Genomic DNA, 22,148 nt, shown 5'->3' on the forward strand with positions numbered 1-22,148 from the left:
TGTAGCACAAAGGTACTAAATATAGCCCTCAACACTCTTTGCCGGCAGGATTGTCCGATTGATACGGAGACAAGCGAGAGAGAAGGATTGTTTTTGTGCATTTTCTGCTGGTTTTGTCAAGAGTTGAGAATCGGTGCGAAAAAGCGATATTTGCAGTGTTCAATAATTCTAAGAGGTTGCAACGGCCTCATGATTCGAGTATCACGCTCATGAAAAAGATCATACTGTTATTTGCGTTTTTACTGTCGGGCATGTCTTCTTTGTTTTCTCAAGCCATTTCGATGGAGGGTTCCTGGAATGGACTTCTTGCTTTGCCCGTTGGGTCGCTTAGGATTGTTTTTCACCTGAAACAATTGCCTGGTGGGGAATGGGATTGTCGTCTCGATAGCCCTGATCAGGGAGTTAGTGATATACCGGTTTCAGAGGTTGAAGTGCAGGGAGATTCTCTCCATATAGTGGCCAAAGGACTGGCTTTGGAATACCGGGGAGTTCTTCGGGACAGAGATTGCATAGAGGGTTCTTTTGTTCAAGGAGGTTTCTCCACTCGTTTGGAGCTGAATCGGCGAGATGCGCAAGAGGAAGGCAAAGAGAAAGCCGATGTTTCTCACACAGAGGTCTCTGGAGATGAACCATATTCGTCTCAAGAGTATTTCACGACCGATCATCCTCAGGGTATTTCCTTGGCCGGTACTCTCACGATCCCGAATACAGTATTGAAAGACCGGCCAACAATTATTCTTATTACAGGAAGTGGCCCCCAAAATAGAGACGAAGAAATCTTGGGGCACAAGCCTTTTGCTGTGTTGGCAGATATATTGGCTCACCATGGGTACACCATTTTTCGCTACGACGATCGTGGCGTGGGCAAGAGTACTGGTAAGTATTACGAGGCCTCTGTGGAGGATTTGATAGTCGATGCCAAGTCGGTGCTCAACTATGTGCGCAGCTTGGATGCCGTAAATCCGGAGAATGTGATGCTCTTGGGGCATAGTGAAGGAGCTTATATTGCAGCTCGCCTTGCTGCCGAAGACAAGAGTGTGGCGGCTGTGATTAGTATAGGTGGCCCTACTGTCCCGTTTCGTCAGTGTATTGAAGAGCAAATACTGGCTTCTCTCAAGCTGTCGAATAGATCTGAGGAATATCTGGAAAAAACACAAAGGCTCAATAGGCAGATATACGATTGGGTGCAAAACCAAACGATCTCTACCGATTCTCTCCGAATTATGATAAAAAACCATGTTCAGGAATATCTTGCGGATGTGGGTTCCTTCACTTTGGAACAAAAGAGTCTTGTGGCACAGCAACTTGCCGAAGAGTCCTGTACTCCTTGGTTTAGAGAGTTCATAAGGATCGATCCTTCTGCTACTTGGCAGGCTGTCCATTGTCCCGTTTTGGGTATCTATGGTTCTAAGGATATGCAGGTGTTGCCTAATAATGCCGATCGGCTAAGAGAGCTACTCCCACAGGCAGAAGTACGATTGTTCGATGGTCTCAATCACTTGATGCAGCCGGCTATCACCGGCTCTCCTGCCGAGTATGGTCAGATTAGGACGACTATCAGCCCGGAGGTGCTTTCGTGGTTGGTCGATGAATTGGCCAGACTTCTACAGAAATAAGGCGAAGTCTCCACCGGAATATTTTTCCACTTAGCCCTTTATCACTACTTTTAGGGGAAATATCCGGAGGCTTTGTACTCTTAGCCCACTTCTGTCGTTTCTCTCTTTGAGGGATGGAGAGGGGGTGCCGTGTTGTCTTCGGGCCTTTTGAGGCGAATTGTGGCCGATGCCTGCCAATGCAAGCGGGGCTTTGTTTGGCCGCAGTATTTTTTTGAAAAAGAACAGCTTATATGCAAATGATACACCTCCGTTTTTGGCTATCCTGTCTTTTGACAATTCTTTTGGGTTGCCATGCCATGTCGGCACAGCATCTCAATCCGACATATCAGGCCTATGCCAAGCGGTATGCCGATGAAGCTATTCGCCAGATGAATAAGCATGGCGTACCGGCTAGTATTACCATAGCACAAGGAATGGTCGAGACCGGGGCTGGCACAAGCTCATTGGCTAAGGAACATAACAATCATTTCGGCATCAAGTGTCATCGTAGTTGGACGGGCAAAAAGACTCATCGCACCGATGATCGTCCCAATGAGTGTTTCCGAAGTTATAATTCTTATCAGGAGTCTTTTGAGGATCATTCTCTCTTCCTGAAACAACCTCGGTATCAGTCTCTTTTTAGGCTGGATATCCGAGACTATAAGGGATGGGCAGTTGGATTGCAACGTTGTGGCTATGCAACGAACAAGGGGTATGCCAATTTGCTGATCAAAATGGTGGAGGATTACCAACTCTACACTTTCGACCGAGGGAAAGTTCCATTTTGGTTCGATGGAAAAACCAAGTACCAAGCTGAGCGTAGTGCTGGCAAACGATCACATGGACGGAGAGAAGGGGTGGTGCGTCAGGCCTACCTCTCTTATGGGCTACTCTATGTCTTGGCCAAGAGAGGAGAGAGCCTATCCGATATAGCAGAGGAGTTTGATCTTAGTGTGAAAAAAATAGCCAAGTACAACGATATCCCTGTGGATTTTCCTCTCTCGGACAACATGGTTGTATTTCTGCAGCATAAGAATGCCAAAGCGACGGATCCGCACTTCACTCATGTGGTGAAAGTGGGAGAATCTATGCACAGCATATCCCAGATGTACGGGATGAGAATGAAAAATTTGTACAAACTCAACGACAAAGACGGAGAGTATGTGCCACAGGAGGGTGATATACTTAGACTGAGATGACAGAAATGACTCAATCGGATGAAAGATATATGTTGCGCGGAGTGTCTGCCTCTAAGGAGGATGTGCACAATGCGATCAAGAACATAGACAAGGGGATTTTTCCCAATGCTTTTTGCAAAATCATTCCGGATATACTCGGAGGAGATTCCGAGTACTGCAATATCATGCATGCAGACGGAGCTGGTACCAAAAGTTCTTTGGCCTATCTGTATTGGCGAGAGACCGGAGACCTCAGTGTCTGGAAAGGGATTGCTCAGGATGCCCTTATCATGAATATTGATGACCTGATATGTGTTGGAGCTGTAGATAATATCTTGGTTTCTTCCACTATCGGGCGAAACAAACGACTCATACCCGGGGAGGTAATTGCTGCCATTATCAACGGTACAGAAGAGCTATTGGCCCAATTGCGAGGATTGGGTATCGGTGTATATGCTACCGGAGGAGAGACAGCTGATGTGGGCGATTTGGTGCGTACGATCATTGTGGATAGTACTGTCACGTGTCGCATGAAAAGGAAGGATGTGATAGACAATGCCCATATCGCTGCTGGTGACGTAATTGTCGGATTGGCCTCTTTTGGGCACGCCACATACGAGTCTGCTTACAATGGAGGTATGGGGAGCAATGGTCTGACTTCGGCCCGACATGATGTGTTTGCGCACTATTTGGCTGAGAAATATCCGGAGAGCTATGATAATGCTCTTCCTCAAGAGCTTGTCTATAGCGGAAATATCTCCCTCACTCAAGAGATAGAGGGGCTTGGTATTGATGCCGGTCAGCTTGTTCTTTCCCCCACTCGTACCTATGCCCCGGTGGCTAAGCAGGTATTCGACGAATTGCGTCCGTATATCCATGGAATGGTGCATTGTTCGGGAGGAGCACAAACCAAAGTGCTGCACTTTGTCAGGAATAAGCGGGTGATCAAAGACAACCTCTTTGAGGTGCCACCTCTTTTCAGTCTCATACGCAAACAGAGCGGCACATCTTGGCAAGAGATGTACAAGGTCTTCAATATGGGGCATCGGCTGGAGTACTATGTGCAGCCATCGGAAGCGCAAACGATCATAGATATTGCCAATAGTTTTGGGATAGCTGCACAGATAGTTGGCCGGGTAGAAGATGCACCCTCAGGAAATGAACTGATCATTCGCTCAGCAGAGGGCGAATACAGATATTAATTCGGCCCAGCCCATGAGTGGACAGGTAACCAATGACATAACCAAGCGTCTGGACGAGCTGGCTCTACGACTTCAAGAGGTTAGTACTCTGATTGCAGACCCCGAAGTGATAGCCGATGGCAAGCGTTTTGTAGCACTTGGCAAGGAGTATAGTGAGCTGGAGCGTATAGCCTCTGTAGGGAGTCGCTACAAGCAGCTTTTGGCCGACAAAGAAGAGGCTGAAGAGACCCTCGCCACCGAGAGTGACGAAGAGTTGCGACAAATAGCCAAAATACAGCTTGATGAGGCAATAGAGGCGATCCCCTCGACAGAAGAAGAGATAAAGCTCTTGTTGATCCCAGGTGATCCTGAAGACGACAAAGATGCGATCATGGAGATACGTGGAGGGATCGGAGGAGATGAGGCTGCCCTTTTTGCCGGAGAGCTTTACCGTATGTACACCAAATATGCCGAACAGCAGGGATGGCGTGTAGAGGTGACCGACTACAGCGAAGGAACGACCGGAGGATACAAAGAAATTGTATTTACCGTGAGTGGTTCGGGAGCCTATGGTATCTTGAAATACGAATCAGGAGTACACCGCGTGCAACGTGTGCCACAGACTGAAACACAGGGACGCATCCACACCTCTGCAGCTACGGTGGCCGTATTGCCACAAGCGGATGAGTTTGATGTAGAGCTTAAGGAGTCGGATATCAGGGTCGATATATTTTGTGCCAGTGGCCCCGGTGGGCAGTCTGTCAATACGACTTATTCGGCCATCAGACTGGTGCATATCCCTACGGGAATCACAGTGCAGTGTCAAGACCAGAAGTCTCAGCTCAAAAATAAGGCTAAAGCGATGGTCGAGCTGCGCTCTCGTATTTATAATATGGAACACCAGAAGTATCTCGATGAGGTCGCAGCCAAGAGAAAAACAATGGTCTCTACCGGCGATCGCTCAGCCAAGATTCGTACTTATAATTTTCCGCAGGGACGTATCACTGATCATCGCATCAACTTCACAACACACAATTTACACGCCGTGCTCGATGGAGACTTGCAGCCGATATTAGATCAGCTGATTATGGCTGAGAATTTCGAGCGTCTCAAAGAAGTGAGCTTACAGTAGAAATAAATCATTCAAGGATATAATATATGACACGAGAAGATCTTATCAATAGTATCAGGCAGAGACGTTCATTTCTTTGTGTGGGGCTGGATACAGACTTGCAAAAGATACCGGAGCATTTGCACTCCGAAGATGATCCGATCTTTGCCTTCAATCAGGCTATCGTGGATGCCACGGCTTCTTCCTGTGTTGCTTTTAAGCCCAATCTTGCTTTCTATGAGAGTATGGGTAGCTTTGGAATACAGTCTTTGGTCAAAACAGTAGAATATGTCAAAGAGCAGTATCCCAATCATTTGATTATTGCGGATGCCAAGCGCGGCGATATAGGGAATACCAGCGATATGTATGCCAAATCCTTCTTTAGGCATATGGATGTGGATGCCGTAACTGCTTCTCCCTATATGGGAGAGGACAGTATTGTCCCTTTCTTGCAGTATACCGACAAGTGGGTTGTGCTTCTTGCCCTTACGAGCAACAAGGGGGCTCAGGATTTTCAGTTGATGCAATCGGCTGATGGTGAATATCTCTTTGAGCGAGTACTACGTATATCGCAGACCTGGGACAACGCCAAGCAACTGATGTACGTGGTGGGAGCTACTCAGGCCGATATGCTCAAGCGAGTAAGAGCAATTGTTCCCGACAGTTTCTTGTTAGTCCCCGGCATAGGGGCACAGAAGGGTAGTCTGGATGAGGTGGTAGCCAACGGGATGAATGCAGACTGTGGTTTGCTAATCAATGCTTCCCGAAGCATCATATATGCCGACAGTACAGAGCATTTTGCCTCTCGTGCCGCCGATGAAGCAGAAAAGCTGCGTCATCAGATGGAGGATGCACTCATCGCCAAGGGGATAATCTAAGTTCTTAGTCTTCTGTTGTTATGAAAGTGGAATTTACAGCCGGACAGATAGCCGGGATGCTGGGAGGTAAGGTAGAGGGTGATCCAGAGGTCAAACTCTCCGATTTCTGCAAGATAGAAGAGGGAAAGTCCGGAGGGCTTACTTTTTTGGCCAATCCTAAGTATGAACCATATCTCTACACCTGCAAGGCTTCGGCAGTGCTTGTTAATCAGGATTTCACTCCTTCTCAGCCCTTGATGAGAATAACGCTGATCCGAGTACCCGATGCCTATGCTGCTTTGGCTTCTTTAATGCAATTGGCTGATGCAGCCATGCCCAAGCCTGAGTTCGGTATCGACTCTTTGGCGTTTGTTCATCCCTCGGTAGAGCTTCCCGAAGACTGCCATGTGGGAGCTTTTGCCTATGTCGGACGGGGAAGCAAGATTGGTAAGGGTTGCCGCATATACCCTCATGCCTATGTTGGAGAGGGGGTTGAGGTCGGAGCCGGATCCATTCTTTATCCACACGTAGTCGTGTATCATGGTTGTCGTATCGGTGAGCGTTGCATCTTGCATGCCGGAGCCGTGATAGGAGCCGATGGATTTGGTTTTGCTCCACAAACTGACGGTTACCACAAGATACCTCAGTTAGGTATTGTGGAGATCGCTGATGATGTAGAAGTCGGAGCCAATACATGCATCGATAGAGCTGCTATGGGTAGCACCAAGATAGAGGCCGGAGTAAAGCTGGATAACCTGGTACAGATTGCTCACAACTGCAGTGTAGGGAGTCACACCGTGATGGCTGCACAAGTGGGTATGGCAGGATCCTCTCATGTGGGGCAATGGTGCCAGTTGGGAGGGCAGGTCGGTTTAAGCGGGCACCTCAAGGTGGGTGACAAGGTGAGTTTGGGAGGACAAACTGGAGTGTTGGGGGATATACCCGACAACTCGGTGATGCTTGGTTCCCCAGCAGTGCCGGCTCGTGAGATGTTGCGTTCGGCCGCTTTGTTGAGACGCTTGCCGGATATGTATAGCAGATTGGATAAACTGGAGAAATTATTAGCAGACAAATCAAAAGAATCATGATACACAATCAAAAGACACTTGCGGCACCATTCAGCCTCCAAGGGAAGGGGCTTCATACCGGATTGGAGATACACATCACTTTCTTTCCGGCACCCGAATATACAGGCTATGTGATACGTCGCACGGATCTCGAAGGAAAGCCGGAAATACCGGCTTTGGCCGAACTGGTGAGTAATACCAATAGAGGGACTGTCCTGAGCAAAGGGGATGTTTCGGTAAGTACGGTAGAGCATGCGATGGCAGCTCTCTATGCATCGGAGATCGACAACTGTATTATAGAGGTCGATGCTCCTGAGTTCCCAATTCTGGATGGCAGTTCCAAGTTTTATATAGAGCAAATACAGCGGGTTGGTTTGGTAGAGCAGGATGCTCGCCGTGAGTACTATGTAGTAAAGAAACGATTGGAGTTTGCTCTTCCGGACGGGAATAGCAAATTGATCTTATTGCCGGACGAAACTTTTGGTCTGGATGTGCAAATCAATTTTAATTCATCGGTACTTCCCAATCAATCGGCTCGTATCGACTCTTTGAGTGAGTTTGCCACCGAAATAGCCTCCGCCCGCACTTTTGTTTTTGTACGGGAAATAAAAGGGTTGCTGGAGGCCGGGCTGATCAAGGGAGGAGATTTGGACAATGCTTTGGTCATCTATGATGAAAAGATGCCGCAAACCGAGTTTGACAGCCTGCGCGCTCTTGTTAATGCTCCGGAAAAGGATGCCTCCGAGTTAGGCTATTTGAGCAACAAGCCTCTGATTGTTCCCAATGAGCCGGCTCGCCACAAGTTGTTGGATCTGATTGGCGATTTGGCTTTGATTGGCAGACCGATCAAGGGACATATTATAGCTGTTTGCCCGGGACATACTGTGAACAACAAGATGGCGCGGGTGATACGCAAGGAGATCAAACACAACGAATCTCAATCTCCCAGCTATAACCCCAATGCAGAACCCTTGATGGATGTCAATCGCATCAAACAGCTGTTGCCTCACCGTTACCCTTTCCTGCTTGTGGATAAGGTAATGGAGGCTGGAGTAGACTACATCGTAGGGGTCAAGAGTGTATCCGGCAATGAGCCTTTCTTTCAAGGGCATTTTCCACAAGAACCCGTCATGCCGGGTGTACTGATTGTAGAGGCCATGGCGCAGTGTGGAGGACTATTGGTATTGAATAGTATGCCACAAGAAGGCTCCTATTCCACTTATTTCATGATGATCAACAACGTGAAATTCAGGCAAAAAGTAGTGCCGGGAGATACCCTCATTTTTAAGCTCAAATTTCTCGATGCGATCAGGCGAGGTGTCGCCAATATGAGAGGTCTGGCATTTGTCGGGGACAAGCTTGTTTGCGAGGCTGAGTTCATGGCACAGATCATTACCAATCCAACAGAATAATCCTCATAAACGATATGACACAACCTGCTATTAGTCCATTGGCCTGGGTGGATCCCAAGGCTGAGATAGCCCATGATGTAACGGTACATCCCTTTGCCTATATACAAGGAAATGTACAGATAGGAGAGGGCTCGGTGGTGATGCCACACGCACAGATACTCGATGGTGCTCGTATAGGTAAGCATTGTGTAATACACGGAGGAGCTGTGATAGCTGGTATTCCTCAAGATCTCAAATTCGTGGGAGAAGAGTCTACTGCTGTCGTGGGCGACCATACTCAGGTAAGGGAATGCGTTACTATTAGTAGAGGGACAGCCTCTCGAGGAACGACCATTGTAGGTCAGCATTGTATGCTTATGGCTTATAGCCATGTGGCACATGACTGTGTACTACAAGACCATATTATCATCGGTAATGCCACCCAGTTGGCCGGAGAAGTGGAGGTTGACGACTATGCGATTATCAGCGGAGGAGCCTTGGTGCACCAGTTCACACGCATATCCAAACACGTAATGATACAGGGAGGCTCGAGAGTGGGTAAGGATATTCCTCCTTATACCCTTATCGGTCGAGATCCTATCGCGTACTGTGGTATCAATATCGTGGGACTCAGGCGTAGAGGCTTTACCAACGAGCAGATATTCTGTATCAATGATATATATCGTACTCTCTACCAGCGTGGATTGAATATTACCGAGGCGTTGGAGGTGGTGGAGGCTGAGGTGCCTGACTGCTTTGAACGTAATTTGATCACTGATTTTATCCGCTCTTCCAAGCGAGGTATTGTACGTGGGAGTATAGATTAGAAAGTCGAGCGATATGATCCCCATATTTACATCTGCGGAGATAGCCGAGCTGGATCGGCGGACGATGGAAGAGGAGGGGATTGATCATGCCCGTTTGGTGGAGCGTGCTGCCGAAGCATTTGTGGTGCATTACAGGCAGCGGTATACGCCTGCCAGACGGGTATATGTTTTTGCCGGACCGGGGAATAATGGTGCCGATGCTTTGGCCATTGCCCGACATCTGTTGGCAGAGGGTTATGCGGTACATTGCTTCCTTTTCAATCCCAGTTTACGCCTTTCCGAGGCTTGTCGTGTACATCGCGAAAAGCTTGTTGAGATGCCTCTACATCGACTTACGGAGGTGAAAGATGCTTTTGCTCCACCCGAGATCGAGCCAGATGCAGTAGTGTTGGATGGTTTGTTTGGTACCGGTCTGGATCGACCATTGACAGGGGGGTATGCCCGTTTGGTAACCTATCTCAATTCTCTTGATGCAACTCGTGTATCCATAGATATTCCTTCAGGACTGTTCGCCGAAGATAATTCGCTGCATGCCGAGCAGGCAATTGTTCGAGCCAAAGAGACGATTACTTTCGAGCAACCCAAGCTCTGCATGCTTTTGGCCGAATCGGCAGCTTATGTGGGAGAGTTTATTGTTGCTCATATTGGTTTGAGCGAAAGAGCCAAAGTCGATATGAGAAGTCGCTACCTGATGATGAGACCGGAAGATGCAGCCCGGCTCCTTGTTGAGCGGCATCGATTCGATCACAAAGGTGTATACGGTCATGGTTTGATCGTGGCCGGGAGTAGAGGCATGATGGGCGCAGCCTGTTTGGCAGCCAAAGCTGCTTTGCGATCCGGGATAGGTAAGCTTAGCTTGCATGTACCCGGGTGTGGGTATGCTATAGCCCAGACAGCCGTACCGGAGGCTATGTGCAGAGAAGATCGGGATCCGGACTATATCACTCACTGTTTGCCGGAGAGTTGGTTGACTGCCGTGGGTGTCGGCCCTGGCTTGGGAAGCTACCCCGAAGCAGAAACGATGCTTCAGAAGTTAATGGAGCAATATCGAGACCCCATGGTAATAGATGCCGATGCTATCAACCTCTTGGGGCAATACCGACATTTGCTATCATTTATCCCCCCCAATAGTATCCTTACTCCACACCCTGGAGAGCTACAACGACTCACTTGCTATTGCGAGACAGGCTATGAGCAACTCAATCAGGCGCAAGCTTTTGCCATGCGACACCAGACTTATGTCATTCTCAAGGGTGCTTTTTCTGCTTGTTGTATGCCAGATGGGCATATTGTTTTCAACTCTACTGGCAACCCCGGAATGGCTACAGCCGGTAGTGGAGATGTATTGTTTGGTGTGATTCTCGGTCTTTTGGCTTCCGGTTATACTCCGGGCACAGCAGCATTGTTGGGCAACTATTTACATGGTTTGGCCGGTGATTGTTATGTGGCTGAGCATAGTGCAGAATCCCTCATTGCTTCGGACTTGATCGCCTATATCGGGCAGGCTTATAAGCAGATCAGGAATTATAAAGAATAGAGACCTTGTGCATAGCACAACATCTGCCGTGCTGTTCTCGACATTCCAAGTATATAGTTATAGATCCGCCCCTCCGATCTGCATAGCAGTACCAGAGGGGCGGATCTGTTGTAGAAGTAGAACTTGTTGAGCAAAAACATGAATAGTTTTTGCTCAACGGCTTTTACTTGTCTTTGTAAATCTCTTCCAGCATTTCGGCAATAGGTTCGCTTTCATGTCCACGAGCCAGTATCTTACCATTAGCATCGATGAGCAATAGAGTCGGTATGCCTTCGATACCATACATATCGCCTATTGTCCCTCTTTCTTTCTCAAGCATTACCGGCCAAGTGATACCCAACTTTTCGATGGCGAGCTTGGTATCTTCCGGTTTATCCCAGATTGCTACACCGGCGATTTTCAAGCCTTTGGCTCCATATTTCTCAGACAGGGCTTTTAGCTTCACAACCTCTTGTCGGCAAGGTCCGCACCAGCTGGCCCAAAAATCTACAATCGTATACTGTCCCACTGCCAATAGATCGCTCAGCTTTGCCGTTTGATCGGGTTTATCTATATAGGCTCCCTCTACATCCACATAGGTGTGCCCCACACCAGTGGCTTCTTCACGAGAGGCTCTCTCAAGCCAGGAGCGAATTAAGGGATATTCCTTTATTTTCTCCCCGGCACGCTCAATGTAGGATTTGATCTCTTCCGACGGCAATACCCGAGAGCCTTGGTATACCAGTACAGCTCCCAGTAGGTCATTAAGATGCTTGTCTATATTTTGCCTGTATATGATTTGCAGGTCTTTTTCGAGATGTTCTGCAATTTTCTCTTTCAAGCTGATCAACTCTTCTTGCAGGATGCCTCCTTTGTTGGCTATTTCCGCAATTTCGTTCTTTGCCTGGCGAGTGCGATCGATAATTTCTTTTGCTATGCTGCCAAATTCGTTGTTCATCGAGCTTCCAGTGGCACAGACAGAGCTGTCCAGTGTGGCAGAAAGAGAAGTCGCTTCCGTGAAAAACGAGAATGAATGTTTTCCCAAGCGGCATTTCATCAGACGGAGGGAGTCGCTGTTGTAGGCATAGTTGAGCATTCGGTAGTCTTGCCCTTCTATATCAGCTGGCAGGGGTAGACTATCCACTGCTTTATCAAGAGCCACATCCATGAAGTATAGATGAGTGTGACTGCTCTCTACAATACTGTCGGGAATTTTGATCGAGATTTCTCCTTTGCCTCCACTTTGGCAAGACGGAAGAAGAACGGCCAGCAAAGTAGCTGGTAGGATGAGATGCTTTTTTAGTTTCATTGTGTTGGTTGTGTTGAGTTTTGTTTGATTTGAGATGAAGCAAAGGTAGAATTTTCCGTATTTTCGTCTCCATGTTGCTCAACTATATATTCATAGCCTTTTTTCTTTTGGCTTTTGCTTTCGGACTATTGGAAGTTGTACTCAGCGGAGAATGGAACGTTTTTTCAACCATGGTCGATGCTACTTTTGTGCAGGCAAAGAATGGTTTTGAGATTGCTCTCTACCTCACCGGAGTGCTGGCTTTGTGGCTTGGGCTTATGCGCATAGCCGAGCGAGCTGGTCTAATCGACAAGTTAGCCAAAGCTTCAGCTCCTGTATTGGGTTGCCTATTCCCCTCTGTTCCAAAAGGGCATCCGGTAATGGGGAATATCTTTATGAATATATCGGCCAATATATTAGGCTTGGACAATGCTGCCACTCCTCTGGGTATAGAGGCTATGGAGAAATTGCAGACCCTGAATAAGCGCAAGGAGGAGATCAGTGATGCCATGATCATGTTTTTGGCACTCAATGCCAGTGGCCTCACACTCATTCCTACCTCCATTATGGCTTTTAGAATGCAAGCCGGAGCTGCCAATCCAACAGATATATTCATCCCTATTCTCATAGCCACTGCAGCTTCCACGCTTACCGCCATATGGGTGATTGGGCTCAAACAACGCATCAATCTGTTTCAGCGGCCATTATTGCTGCTTTATCTTGTTATGGTCACATTGGCAGCGTTAGTCTTATTTGCGTGGAAATACTTTTCTCAGGAACAATTTGCCCAGATCAGTTCGGCTGTCTCTTCTCTGTTACTGTTCTCCATTATCACATTATTTATTTTCTCTGGTTGGAAGGCACGGATCAATGTTTACGAGGCCTTTATAGATGGAGCAAAAGAGGGGTTTCATACGGCAGTCGGGATTATTCCCTATTTGGTTGCAATTCTGGTTGCCATAGGAGTCTTCCGTGCTTCGGGAGCTATGGACTATTTAAGCGAGGGTATTCGCTGGCTTGCCGAAGTGCTTGGTTGGGATACGCGCTTTGTAGACGGTTTGCCGACCATACTGATGAAGCCTCTCAGTGGCAGCGGAGCCAGAGGTCTGATGGTCGATGCTATGCAGACATATGGAGCTGACAGTTTTGTGGGACGTTTGTGTTGTACTGTACAGGGTTGCAGTGATACGACTTTCTATGTAGTAGCCGTTTACCTTGGTGCGGTAGGAATCAAGAAGAGTCGCTATGTGCTGGGAGCTTCTCTTTTCGCCGACTTGATAGGGGCTATCGTTGCAATCTTGGTTACTTATCTATTCTTTGCCTCTGTGAACTAAATGAATTCGAATCCAAAGCATTTATGAATACAAATGATTTTTCCCCCTTGTGTAGAATAGAGTATTTCTCTGGAAACGTCAGTATGCCTACGCTTAAACGCCGGCTTCTGAAGGAATGGATTATCCGTGTGGCAGCCTCTCGTGGCCGTCGAGTTGGAGAGATTTGTTACCAATTTTGTTCGGATGAAGAGATCTTGGAGGCTAACAACCGTTTTCTCGGGCACGATTACTATACAGACATAATCACTTTTGATGACAGCATAGGAGAGACTATCAATGGACAAATGCTGATAAGTCTGGATACGGTTCGGTCCAATGCCAAGTTATTTGGATGCACTTATAGAAGGGAGTTGCATCGGGTTCTGATACACGGTATTCTGCATCTTTGCGGACAAGGGGATAAGACAGAAGACGAGGAGCGAGAAATGCACCGCTTGGAAGACGAAGCTTTGGCCCTATACGATTGCATGCTTTCGGAGGTGTAGCTATTGTCTGAGAGAAGACCTTTGCGTGATTTTCAAAAGAATTGTTTGGAATTTTCCTCAAAGAGATGCTCAGCTTGTCGCAAAAAGATATTGAGCGATCTCCCGATTGCTCGGCATCCCTTTCGGGAGGCATCTAACGAGCCTGTCAAAAGCTTAGCAGCTTTTCCAAGAAAGCTTTATTGCTTTTTGCCGAAAGCTTAGGTGCTTTTTGAAGAAAGCTTAGGTGCTTTCGATGTGCTCATTAGGAGCTTCTTTCCCCAAGGTCCCTGAGAAAACTTTTGAAGAACCCTAAGAGGGAAATTTGGCTCTTGTTGTTTGGATCCCAATCGGTTTGAAAGGAACCTCTTGTGATGGGACGAGGACAATATATTCCTCTGTCTATTCCATATTGTTTTACCTTCACGGTGTCTGATGCGGAGATCCTTAGCTGTGAGGATTTTCCTAATTAATAATATGGTATAATGTGATATAAGGATACTGTCCATGGAAAAAAGACCCCGAAGTGCCTACCAAAAAAAGATGAAACATTATGACGATGTGATCACCGGTCGCAAGTGGTGGTCCTGGCTCTACATGAATTTACTTTGGAGGACGGATGACAATAGAATAGCACGTCGGATATTAGAAATGATACCAGACGTCTTTTCCGGAGAAATACTTGATGTACCGGTGGGTACTGCTGTGTTTACCTATGCGAAGTATCTCCGTATGCAGAACGCTCGGATCATCGGGCTGGATTATTCCGAAGAGATGCTTCGATTGGCCAGTGAACGTATTCGAAAAGAAAGCCTGAGCAATCTGACTTTGTTGCAGGGCGATGTCCGTCAAATACCTTTTGGGGAGGAATGTTTCGATTGTGTTTTATCGATGAGTGGTTTTCAAGCTTTTCCCGATAAGGATCTAGCATTTGCCGAGATTTATCGGGTTTTGAAGGTCGGAGGTCTTTTTTGTGGGTGTTTCTATGTGCAAGGCGAGCGACCAGTTGCAGATTGGTTTGTTCGCAATGTCTTGGATCGAAAAGGATTATTTGTGCCACCTCATTACACTCGCAGGGAAGCCTTGGAGAAACTCCACTCTCTCTTTGGGAAGAATGTGGAGATTGAGGGGCATGGTTCTACTATGATTTTTCGTTGCATCAAACCTCCAAAAGAGGATTTGTAGGCGAGCTGATGGCAGAAAACGAATTCCCGATTTGTTACCTTTGCCTTCGGATGAAGAAGGGAGAGGGTTTCTCCCTTTTGTTTGTAACTAATTGTGAGGAAAATGAAGCTCTTTCTCTCTCTTCATAGGGCTGTGATACTTGCCTTGTTGACCCTGCTCCCTTTTTATAGCTATGCCGAAAAGGATCTATCGTCGGAAAATGTGATTGTTATGACTACTGCGAAAAAAGCAGGCGAGCAATTGGATTTCTATATCGAATCTTCTGGCCCTGTGTCTTTTGAAGGAGCCGAGGGAGAATGGGAAAATAAAAAATGGATTACCCTTACTGTGAGAGATCAGACAATAAGGATCAAAGGGGATATTCACACGATGAATTGCCGTGAAAATATGTTGCAGACGCTCGATATATCTGGTTGTCAAACATTGAAAGAGATCAGTTGTTCTTCCAATCAACTTGCAGAGATCGATCTGACAAAGAACAAAGCATTGGTTTCCTTCAACTGTTCATATAACAGAATATCTTCCTTGAATCTTTCGCAGAACAGGCTGCTCGAATTGCTTGTCTGTGATACCAATAATATCCAAGGGGAGCATATGACTTCCATGATTAAGAGTTTGCCAATTCGGGAAAGTCGCAAGGGAGATTGCTATGTCTTCAATATCCACAGCGATCAGGAAAAAAATATTTGTCTTACGAGTGATGTTGCCATTGCCCAAAGTCGAGGCTGGAGGACAAAGGCTTTTAATGGAATTGTTGTGGAGGACTACCCGGGTAGCTTCCCTGAATCTTTATCTCTTGAGCCGGAAGGTTGTCCTGTTATTTCCTATGATATGGTGACTGATGAGATTGTGATTTCAGCTGCAATATCTGGTTCCATTGTTCGTCTCTTTTCTTTCGATGGGCATATGCTTAGTTCTACTCAGATCGATGCGCGAGGATGTGCGAGGCTTGGTGTGGATGTTTTGAACCATATCTGTTTACTACAAGTCGGAGAGCAAGTATTCAAAGTCTCTCTCCCATGATTTGTCGTGGCTTCAGCTTTCTTTTTTGTGAAATTTCTGAATTAGAAGGACATTTTGCTCTTGTCCGGAGAAGGAAGACAAGGGCATCTGGGCGATACACCGAGAGGAGAGTATTGTTGTTATTGAGTGCGATCTCTTCCGAATTTTTGATTTGAGTACCTTCGTGTCATATATACGTTGGATATCATGAGTAATAATTTCAGTCCGAAATCCCAATCTGTTGTTGGTCATTCTCGTTATGCTGCGAGCCTTTCTTTTCTAAGGCTTCTTTTGAGTAAATGGCCATACTATGTATTGTCGATTTGCTTAGTGTCGATGCTTCTTTTTTTGCTGTTGCAGCATCGTCCTCCAGTAACTCGTAAGTACTATTTGAGTTTGAGGAGTAAGGCCGACGAGGGTAGTCGTCTTTCCAATGTTTCATTGTGGGGGGGGGATTATTACCCACCTCTGAGTGCTTTTTCAGCTTTATCGGGGCAGGCTCTTTTCGGTTACTTGAATGCCACCTCCTCTCTCCATGAGGCAATCAAGAGAAGTAATGCAATGGTGACTTGCTCCTATCGCAAGTTTTTCAAAAACAGAGACCTATATGGTCATATCCCATTTGATATTCAGTTTGTGGAGCCAGAGCCGGGCAACTATGTTCGTTGTTCTGCTAAGCAAAAGTCCAATGGTTTGCAGTTGAGCAATTTCCAAATCGATGATCGGAAATATCCCGGAACCTCTTTCTTACCCTTTGATTGTTTAACCGATACACCCATTGGTAAGCTTTTTTTAAGTAAGAATATGGCACGCCTTTTTGTGGATAAGCCATACGAAGACGATTTTGATGTGTTGTACACCGACCCGGAACAGGAAACTCGGATACTGAATGCCGAGCTGGAGGCCTCCAGTTACGATGGCTTGGTGGGAGTCTCCCTCAAGGGCAACAAGCCTGAGATGCAGATGATAGGCATCTTGAATGAGTTGATCGCTGTTTCTGTAGAACGAATGTTAGCCGATGCAACAACCGAATTGGAAAGAACGAAGAAACACATCGAAGGAATACTTGCCGACCCGGACAAGAAACTGACTTCTTCTATGCGTAACCGCTTGGAGGAGTTCTCGGCTGAGGCCGAGGTTAGTCTGGCAGAGTTGCGTAATTGTGAGCCAGCTGAAGTTCTCGATTATGCTACCCCGGCAGTGGTTGAATCCGATACAAGTCTATATTTTGTGTTCCTTTTCCTTGTGCTTGCCTTTGTGATACCGACTCTTTGGATTTATTACCGCATGGTGCTGCGTAATCAGCTGATTTCTTTGCCTGAAGCCCCCTCCACTCTGTCTGCTGACTATTTGGGCTGTTTGCCTCGCAAAAAACGCAAGCAAAATCCCCAAGAATGGGAGCGTATGGCTTTGATGCTCTGGAGGAAATTAGAGCCTTTACCACAGTTGCGAACAGTCTGGGTTAGTCCTCTGTCTATGGGTGTAGACGCAGCTCATGCTGGGGAGCGTTTGGCCGAGGCTCTACGTAAGTATGGTATAGAAGTCTGTTGTTTATCTTCGGAGTGGACGGATTCGCAGCAAATGCCTGATTCGGAAAACCCCGGTAAGCCCTGTTTGCGCTTGTTCTGGTTACCTTCCTGTCGCGAAAGCAATGAACTCATTGCTCGCATTCGCCCGGAAGATTATGTTGTGTGGATTTCTCGGATGTATCATGACCGCTTGGATGATATGGCTATTTACGCTCATGCTCTGGACCTGCCTGCTGGCAGATCTGCGGTGCTCGTACTTGATTGACCTGTCTTCTCTTCCCTCAATTTTACCTTAGCAACCCGATTATGGCTATTATTAAAAGTATTCTGGATACCGATCTGTACAAGTTTACGACCAGCTATGCCTACTCCAAACTTTTCCCTCGTGCTATGGGCGCATTTCGTTTTATCGATCGGGATTTGCTTGTCTATCCTCCCGGTTTTGACCAATTGCTCAGGCAAGAGATTCAGGCAATGGAGCAACTCAGGCTTACAGAAGAAGAAGCAAGCTTTTTGGAGCATGAATTACCCTATTTACCACCAACTTACATAGATTTTTTGCGAGGTTTCCGTTTCGATTCTCGAGAGGTACATATAGAGCAGACCCCCGATGGGCATCTGCATATATGGGCTGAGGGTTTGCTCTATCGAGTTACCCTGTGGGAAACTCCTATTTTGGCTATCGTGAGTGAGTTGTACTATCGGGTTACTGATTGTCAGCCCGATTTGGCTTATGCCGAGCGTGTTGCCACAGAGAAGGCCCGTACTCTCAAGGAGCATGAAGTGGTCTACTCCATGTTCGGTATGCGCAGGCGTTTCAGCTATGAGATGGAGGATCGTGTCACGGCTTTGCTCAAAGAATACTCCGGAAGCAGTCTTTTCGGAACAAGCAACGTATATCTGGCAATGAAGCATGGCTTGAAGGTCAGCGGTACGCATCCGCACGAATGGGTGCAGTTTCATGGAGCTATTTATGGCTACAAGATGGCCAATTATATGGCTATGGAGCATTGGATAGATGTTTATGACGGAGATTTGGGGACGGTTCTTACCGATACCTATACTACGGATGTTTTTTTGCGAAACTTTAGCAAGAAGCACGCAATGCTCTATACGAGTCTTCGACATGACAGTGGTGACCCGCTACTTTTCATAGACAAGGTTATTTATCGTTATCAAGAATTGAGGGTTGATCCTTTGATCAAGTATATCATTTTCTCGGATTCGCTCAATGTGGAGAAAGCTATCCGCATACAACAGGCTTGTAGAGGGCGTATTGGTGTACGGTTTGGTATTGGTACTAATTTCTCTAATGATGTGGGCAATGGCGTGAAGCCGGTTAATATCGTAATGAAACTGTGGCGATGCAAAATGACACGAAAAGAAGATTGGCATCAGTGTGTGAAATTGAGCGATGTAGCAGGCAAACACACCGGAGACCCGGCAGAGTTGGAGCTAGCCATGCGCACTCTCGATATTAGAAATATCCATGAATAGAACTGTTGCTTCTTCCGGACAGAAGCGTCTGATAGGCCTTTTCTTCGGCTCATTTAACCCCATACACATAGGACATATGGCTATTGCCAATTACGTGTTGGAGGAGGCCGGACTGGAGGAGGTTTGGCTTTTGCCCAGCCCGATGAATCCGTTGAAGACCTCAGACGAACTCTTGCCCTATGATTTGCGTTGTCGGATGATTGTCGAGACAATAGATGGAGATGCCCGCTTTCGTCTCAATACAATAGAGCAGAAACTTCCATCGCCTCACTACACGATCTTGGCATTGCAGGCCTTGTCTGTCTTGCACCAGGATTGTCAATTCTTTTTGGTGATAGGGGCGGATAACTGGTTGAATTTTGATCGTTGGTATGCGCATAGTCGTATCCTCCTTGGGTGGCCACTTATTGTCTATCCCAGACCATCTGTGGAGGTGGAGCCTTCTTCTTTATCCAATGGAAGTATTTACCTTGCTCATGCTCCCCTGTTGGAGATTTCCTCATCAATCATTCGCTCGGCTTTCCTCTTGGGAAAAGATTATAGGTATTGGCTTCCAAAACCTCAGAATTGGTCTTTGTTGGAGGCTTTGCACAGAGATAATCGCTCAAATACAGAAGTATGAAAGTTTATTCCTACTCGCAACGAATAGTATCTACTCTTTTGCCTGAGTGGAGTAACCAGGATGCTGTATTGCTTTCCTGGCCACACGAAGAAAGTGATTGGAAGTACATGCTGGAAGAGGTTCGATCTTGCTTTGAGAAACTTGCTTTGGCCATATTGAGTCGAGAGCGACTTCTGCTTGTTTGCCCCAATGTAGAAGAGCTGCCACCTTCTTTGACTCTTTATTTGGGGAAGGGATTGTGTGTGGTGGAGATGCCTACTAACGATACTTGGGCCAGAGATTTCGGGCCCCTCTCGCTCTCGGATGAAAGAGGCCGGATGTCCCTGGTCGATTTCGGTTTTAACGCATGGGGGATGAAATTCGCTGCTTGCCATGACAACATGATTTGCCGGCGGCTCGCTTCTATTCCCTTTCTCTGGGAAGACAATGTTTCTATGTCTACGAAGCTGAACTTTTTCCTGGAAGGAGGGGCTATAGAGACTGATGGACGCAGACATATCCTTACAACAGCTTCTTGCCTCTTCGAGCCGAATCGTAACCCACAGATGCGAGCAGAAGAGATAGCTGCAGAGGTGGCAAAATCTTTGGGAGCCGAAAAACTGTTTGTGCTGGAGTATGGAGCTTTGGAAGGAGATGACACAGATGGTCATATAGATACTTTGGCGAGGTTTTGCGATGAAAAGACGATTGCCTATGTCGCTCCTCCTGACGAGGCCGATAGCCATTATGCTGATTTGAGCAAGATGCAAGAAGAATTGTCTGGGTTGCTTCCCTATGGCTATCGTCTGATCCCACTGCCAATGGCAGAGCCTATTTATGATAGAGGCGGGTGCCGTCTGCCGGCCACTTATGCCAATTTCCTTATCATGAATGATGCTGTACTCTATCCGACTTACGCTTCGGAGAGAGATAGAGAAGCCGAGGCCACTCTTCGTCTTTGTTTCCCGGGTAAGGAACTGATTGGAGTTGATTGTAGGACTCTGATTCGTCAGCATGGCAGTTTGCATTGTGTCACAATGCAATTCCCAGTTGGTTTGCTCCGGCAGGATTTGCCAGCTGTGGTTAAGGCTCTTTGAGCCTTTTTTGTTTACCTTGTGCGTTGGAGCTTGATAGATTTAGGACATTTATGAAAGTAGGATTGATACAGCAGGCCAATACGGCTGACCAACAGAATAATACGGAACGTCTCATTGCTGCCATTCGAGAAGCTAAAGCTCGAGGTGCAGACTTGGTTGTGCTGCAGGAGTTGCACAATGGGTTGTACTTCTGTCAGACAGAAGATGTAGAGCTATTCGATCAGGCCGAGACAATACCTGGCCCTTCTACGGAGCTTTACGGAGCTCTGGCCAGAGAACTGGATCTTGTGCTTGTGCTCTCTCTCTTCGAGCGTAGGGCGGCTGGCCTCTACCATAATACAGCTGTGGTGATCGAACGTGATGGTCGTATAGCTGGGAAATATCGCAAAATGCACATACCGGATGATCCGGCCTACTACGAGAAATTCTATTTCACCCCCGGTGATTTGGGTTTTGAACCTATTGATACTTCTGTTGGTAGGTTGGGAGTGTTGGTGTGCTGGGATCAGTGGTACCCTGAGGCAGCACGGCTCATGGCTATGCGTGGGGCACAGCTCCTTATTTACCCCACTGCCATTGGCTACGAAAGTAGTGATACGGCAGAAGAACAGAGCCGACAGCGAGAAGCCTGGCGACTGGTGCAGCGTGGGCATGCTGTGGCCAATGGTTTGCCTGTGATTACAGTTAATAGAGTCGGATATGAAGCAGACCCATCCGGATCTACTGGAGGGATTACTTTTTGGGGTAGTAGTTTTGTGGCTGGCCCACAGGGAGAATTATTAGCCGATCTGGGACAGGAGGCCACACTGGAGGTTGTGGAGATCGATCTTGCTCGCTGTGAAGAGGTGCGCCGTTGGTGGCCTTTTTTTCGAGATAGGCGTATCGATGCTTTTGATGGACTCAGTCGCAGGTTTTTAGATAGATGAACAACTCTTACAATCGGTAGAATATGGAAATAGGAGATTTGGTACCTGACCTTTTGGGCTTAGATCAGGATGGTAAGCAAGTGCGATGTTCGGATTTTCCCGGGCGCAAGATTGCTTTGTATTTCTATCCCAAGGATGATACTTCAGGCTGCACCGCTCAGGCTTGTAGTCTCAGGGATGGTTATCCCGATTTGTTGGATGCCGGTTATCAGGTGATAGGTGTTAGCAAAGATTCTCAGAAGAGTCATCGCAACTTCCGACAGAAACATGAGTTGCCTTTCCCTCTTGTTGCCGATGAAAGTACCGAACTGAACCGCTCTTTTGGTGTATGGAAAGAGAAGAGTATGTATGGTCGCAAATATATGGGTACCGAACGTACTACTTTTGTCATCGGCACAGATAGGCGAGTGGAGCGTATTATACGAGGCAAACAGGTTGATACAAAGAATCATGCCAATCAGATAGTTGGTAAGGAGTAAGAATTTCCCGACATAACTAATTCGAG

At 47.0% G+C, this 22,148-nt stretch carries 20 protein-coding genes; 19 read left to right on the forward strand and 1 reads right to left on the reverse strand.

The genetic code is table 11. The features are described from left to right. Positions 1–209 precede the first annotated feature (209 nt). The 9 genes from B5D48_RS07675 (at position 210) to B5D48_RS07715 (ending at position 10,744) form a co-directional block, all read left to right on the forward strand. On the forward strand, positions 210–1,616 hold the full coding sequence (locus tag B5D48_RS07675) for an alpha/beta hydrolase family protein (RefSeq protein ID WP_078801716.1): 1,407 nt from the start codon (positions 210–212) through the stop codon (positions 1,614–1,616). Between the two features lie 239 nt (positions 1,617–1,855). Continuing rightward, positions 1,856–2,794, forward strand: a complete 939-nt coding sequence (locus B5D48_RS07680) for a glucosaminidase domain-containing protein (protein ID WP_394341829.1) — start codon at positions 1,856–1,858, stop codon at positions 2,792–2,794. Positions 2,795–2,799: 5 nt separating this feature from the next. Then, on the forward strand, positions 2,800–3,975 hold the full coding sequence (locus B5D48_RS07685; protein WP_042120230.1) for an AIR synthase related protein: 1,176 nt from the start codon (positions 2,800–2,802) through the stop codon (positions 3,973–3,975). A gap of 13 nt (positions 3,976–3,988) precedes the next feature. Beyond that, complete coding sequence (prfA, locus tag B5D48_RS07690) at positions 3,989–5,086, forward strand: peptide chain release factor 1 (RefSeq protein ID WP_023937238.1); 1,098 nt, start codon at positions 3,989–3,991, stop codon at positions 5,084–5,086. A gap of 26 nt (positions 5,087–5,112) precedes the next feature. Further along, positions 5,113–5,943, forward strand: a complete 831-nt coding sequence (pyrF, locus tag B5D48_RS07695) for an orotidine-5'-phosphate decarboxylase (protein WP_023937236.1) — start codon at positions 5,113–5,115, stop codon at positions 5,941–5,943. 26 nt (positions 5,944–5,969) lie between these two features. Continuing rightward, entirely contained in the window at positions 5,970–7,010 is a 1,041-nt protein-coding gene (lpxD, locus tag B5D48_RS07700) for a UDP-3-O-(3-hydroxymyristoyl)glucosamine N-acyltransferase (RefSeq protein ID WP_042120229.1), read from the forward strand. Continuing rightward, complete coding sequence (locus B5D48_RS07705) at positions 7,010–8,401, forward strand: bifunctional UDP-3-O-[3-hydroxymyristoyl] N-acetylglucosamine deacetylase/3-hydroxyacyl-ACP dehydratase (protein WP_111759375.1); 1,392 nt, start codon at positions 7,010–7,012, stop codon at positions 8,399–8,401. Before lpxD ends, B5D48_RS07705 begins: the two co-directional genes overlap by 1 nt. Positions 8,402–8,415: 14 nt before the next feature. Next, the gene (gene lpxA / locus B5D48_RS07710) at positions 8,416–9,207 is read left to right on the forward strand and encodes an acyl-ACP--UDP-N-acetylglucosamine O-acyltransferase (protein ID WP_023937231.1); all 792 of its coding nucleotides are present in this window, start codon (positions 8,416–8,418) and stop codon (positions 9,205–9,207) included. A 13-nt stretch (positions 9,208–9,220) separates the two neighbouring features. After that, positions 9,221–10,744 carry a bifunctional ADP-dependent NAD(P)H-hydrate dehydratase/NAD(P)H-hydrate epimerase gene (locus tag B5D48_RS07715; protein ID WP_023937230.1) on the forward strand — a complete coding sequence of 508 codons (1,524 nt, stop codon included), beginning with the start codon at positions 9,221–9,223 and terminating at the stop codon, positions 10,742–10,744. A 163-nt stretch (positions 10,745–10,907) separates the two neighbouring features. Here the strand turns inward: B5D48_RS07715 and B5D48_RS07720 are convergent, their stop codons facing one another. Next, positions 10,908–12,032, reverse strand: a complete 1,125-nt coding sequence (locus B5D48_RS07720; RefSeq protein WP_023937228.1) for a TlpA family protein disulfide reductase — start codon at positions 12,030–12,032, stop codon at positions 10,908–10,910. 71 nt (positions 12,033–12,103) lie between these two features. Here B5D48_RS07720 and B5D48_RS07725 point away from each other — a divergent pair, with 71 nt between their 5' ends. The 10 genes from B5D48_RS07725 (at position 12,104) to B5D48_RS07770 (ending at position 22,122) form a co-directional block, all read left to right on the forward strand. Next, positions 12,104–13,345 carry a nucleoside recognition domain-containing protein gene (locus B5D48_RS07725; RefSeq protein ID WP_023937227.1) on the forward strand — a complete coding sequence of 414 codons (1,242 nt, stop codon included), beginning with the start codon at positions 12,104–12,106 and terminating at the stop codon, positions 13,343–13,345. 23 nt (positions 13,346–13,368) lie between these two features. Next, positions 13,369–13,830, forward strand: a complete 462-nt coding sequence (gene ybeY, locus B5D48_RS07730) for an rRNA maturation RNase YbeY (RefSeq protein WP_023937226.1) — start codon at positions 13,369–13,371, stop codon at positions 13,828–13,830. 483 nt (positions 13,831–14,313) lie between these two features. Then, the gene (locus tag B5D48_RS07735; protein ID WP_023937224.1) at positions 14,314–14,991 is read left to right on the forward strand and encodes a class I SAM-dependent methyltransferase; all 678 of its coding nucleotides are present in this window, start codon (positions 14,314–14,316) and stop codon (positions 14,989–14,991) included. 210 nt (positions 14,992–15,201) lie between these two features. Then, the gene (locus B5D48_RS07740) at positions 15,202–16,014 is read left to right on the forward strand and encodes a hypothetical protein (protein ID WP_143742828.1); all 813 of its coding nucleotides are present in this window, start codon (positions 15,202–15,204) and stop codon (positions 16,012–16,014) included. A 315-nt stretch (positions 16,015–16,329) separates the two neighbouring features. Next, positions 16,330–17,787, forward strand: a complete 1,458-nt coding sequence (locus B5D48_RS07745) for a hypothetical protein (protein WP_036888367.1) — start codon at positions 16,330–16,332, stop codon at positions 17,785–17,787. Positions 17,788–17,828: 41 nt separating this feature from the next. Then, positions 17,829–19,019: a nicotinate phosphoribosyltransferase gene (gene pncB, locus B5D48_RS07750; RefSeq protein WP_023937220.1), complete on the forward strand. Its 1,191-nt coding sequence runs from the start codon at positions 17,829–17,831 to the stop codon at positions 19,017–19,019. Next, positions 19,012–19,641 carry a nicotinate (nicotinamide) nucleotide adenylyltransferase gene (gene nadD, locus B5D48_RS07755; RefSeq protein ID WP_023937219.1) on the forward strand — a complete coding sequence of 210 codons (630 nt, stop codon included), beginning with the start codon at positions 19,012–19,014 and terminating at the stop codon, positions 19,639–19,641. The genes pncB and nadD overlap by 8 nt, the downstream gene beginning before the upstream one ends. Continuing rightward, positions 19,638–20,717 (forward strand): agmatine deiminase family protein, encoded by a 1,080-nt coding sequence (locus tag B5D48_RS07760; RefSeq protein WP_023937218.1) that lies wholly within the window; start codon positions 19,638–19,640, stop codon positions 20,715–20,717. The genes nadD and B5D48_RS07760 overlap by 4 nt, the downstream gene beginning before the upstream one ends. Positions 20,718–20,767: 50 nt before the next feature. Then, a complete protein-coding gene (locus B5D48_RS07765; RefSeq protein ID WP_023937217.1) occupies positions 20,768–21,643 on the forward strand; it encodes a carbon-nitrogen hydrolase in 876 nt (291 codons plus the stop codon). A gap of 23 nt (positions 21,644–21,666) precedes the next feature. Beyond that, the gene (locus tag B5D48_RS07770; protein ID WP_023937216.1) at positions 21,667–22,122 is read left to right on the forward strand and encodes a peroxiredoxin; all 456 of its coding nucleotides are present in this window, start codon (positions 21,667–21,669) and stop codon (positions 22,120–22,122) included. Positions 22,123–22,148: the final 26 nt, after the last annotated feature.

This window comes from Porphyromonas crevioricanis, assembly GCF_900167225.1.
GTDB lineage: Bacteria > Bacteroidota > Bacteroidia > Bacteroidales > Porphyromonadaceae > Porphyromonas > Porphyromonas crevioricanis.

What these genes read in the sequence shown, in the direction of transcription:
- B5D48_RS07675 (WP_078801716.1), top strand. Translation starts at nt 210, where the DNA reads ATGAAAAAGATCATACTGTTATTTGCGTTTTTACTGTCGGGCATGTCT.
- B5D48_RS07685 (WP_042120230.1), top strand. Translation starts at nt 2,800, where the DNA reads ATGACTCAATCGGATGAAAGATATATGTTGCGCGGAGTGTCTGCCTCT.
- prfA (WP_023937238.1), top strand. Translation starts at nt 3,989, where the DNA reads ATGAGTGGACAGGTAACCAATGACATAACCAAGCGTCTGGACGAGCTG.
- pyrF (WP_023937236.1), top strand. Translation starts at nt 5,113, where the DNA reads ATGACACGAGAAGATCTTATCAATAGTATCAGGCAGAGACGTTCATTT.
- lpxA (WP_023937231.1), top strand. Translation starts at nt 8,416, where the DNA reads ATGACACAACCTGCTATTAGTCCATTGGCCTGGGTGGATCCCAAGGCT.
- B5D48_RS07715 (WP_023937230.1), top strand. Translation starts at nt 9,221, where the DNA reads ATGATCCCCATATTTACATCTGCGGAGATAGCCGAGCTGGATCGGCGG.
- B5D48_RS07720 (WP_023937228.1), bottom strand. Translation starts at nt 12,032, where the DNA reads ATGAAACTAAAAAAGCATCTCATCCTACCAGCTACTTTGCTGGCCGTT.
- B5D48_RS07725 (WP_023937227.1), top strand. Translation starts at nt 12,104, where the DNA reads ATGTTGCTCAACTATATATTCATAGCCTTTTTTCTTTTGGCTTTTGCT.
- ybeY (WP_023937226.1), top strand. Translation starts at nt 13,369, where the DNA reads ATGAATACAAATGATTTTTCCCCCTTGTGTAGAATAGAGTATTTCTCT.
- B5D48_RS07735 (WP_023937224.1), top strand. Translation starts at nt 14,314, where the DNA reads ATGGAAAAAAGACCCCGAAGTGCCTACCAAAAAAAGATGAAACATTAT.
- B5D48_RS07740 (WP_143742828.1), top strand. Translation starts at nt 15,202, where the DNA reads ATGACTACTGCGAAAAAAGCAGGCGAGCAATTGGATTTCTATATCGAA.
- B5D48_RS07745 (WP_036888367.1), top strand. Translation starts at nt 16,330, where the DNA reads ATGCTTCTTTTTTTGCTGTTGCAGCATCGTCCTCCAGTAACTCGTAAG.
- pncB (WP_023937220.1), top strand. Translation starts at nt 17,829, where the DNA reads ATGGCTATTATTAAAAGTATTCTGGATACCGATCTGTACAAGTTTACG.
- nadD (WP_023937219.1), top strand. Translation starts at nt 19,012, where the DNA reads ATGAATAGAACTGTTGCTTCTTCCGGACAGAAGCGTCTGATAGGCCTT.
- B5D48_RS07760 (WP_023937218.1), top strand. Translation starts at nt 19,638, where the DNA reads ATGAAAGTTTATTCCTACTCGCAACGAATAGTATCTACTCTTTTGCCT.
- B5D48_RS07765 (WP_023937217.1), top strand. Translation starts at nt 20,768, where the DNA reads ATGAAAGTAGGATTGATACAGCAGGCCAATACGGCTGACCAACAGAAT.
- B5D48_RS07770 (WP_023937216.1), top strand. Translation starts at nt 21,667, where the DNA reads ATGGAAATAGGAGATTTGGTACCTGACCTTTTGGGCTTAGATCAGGAT.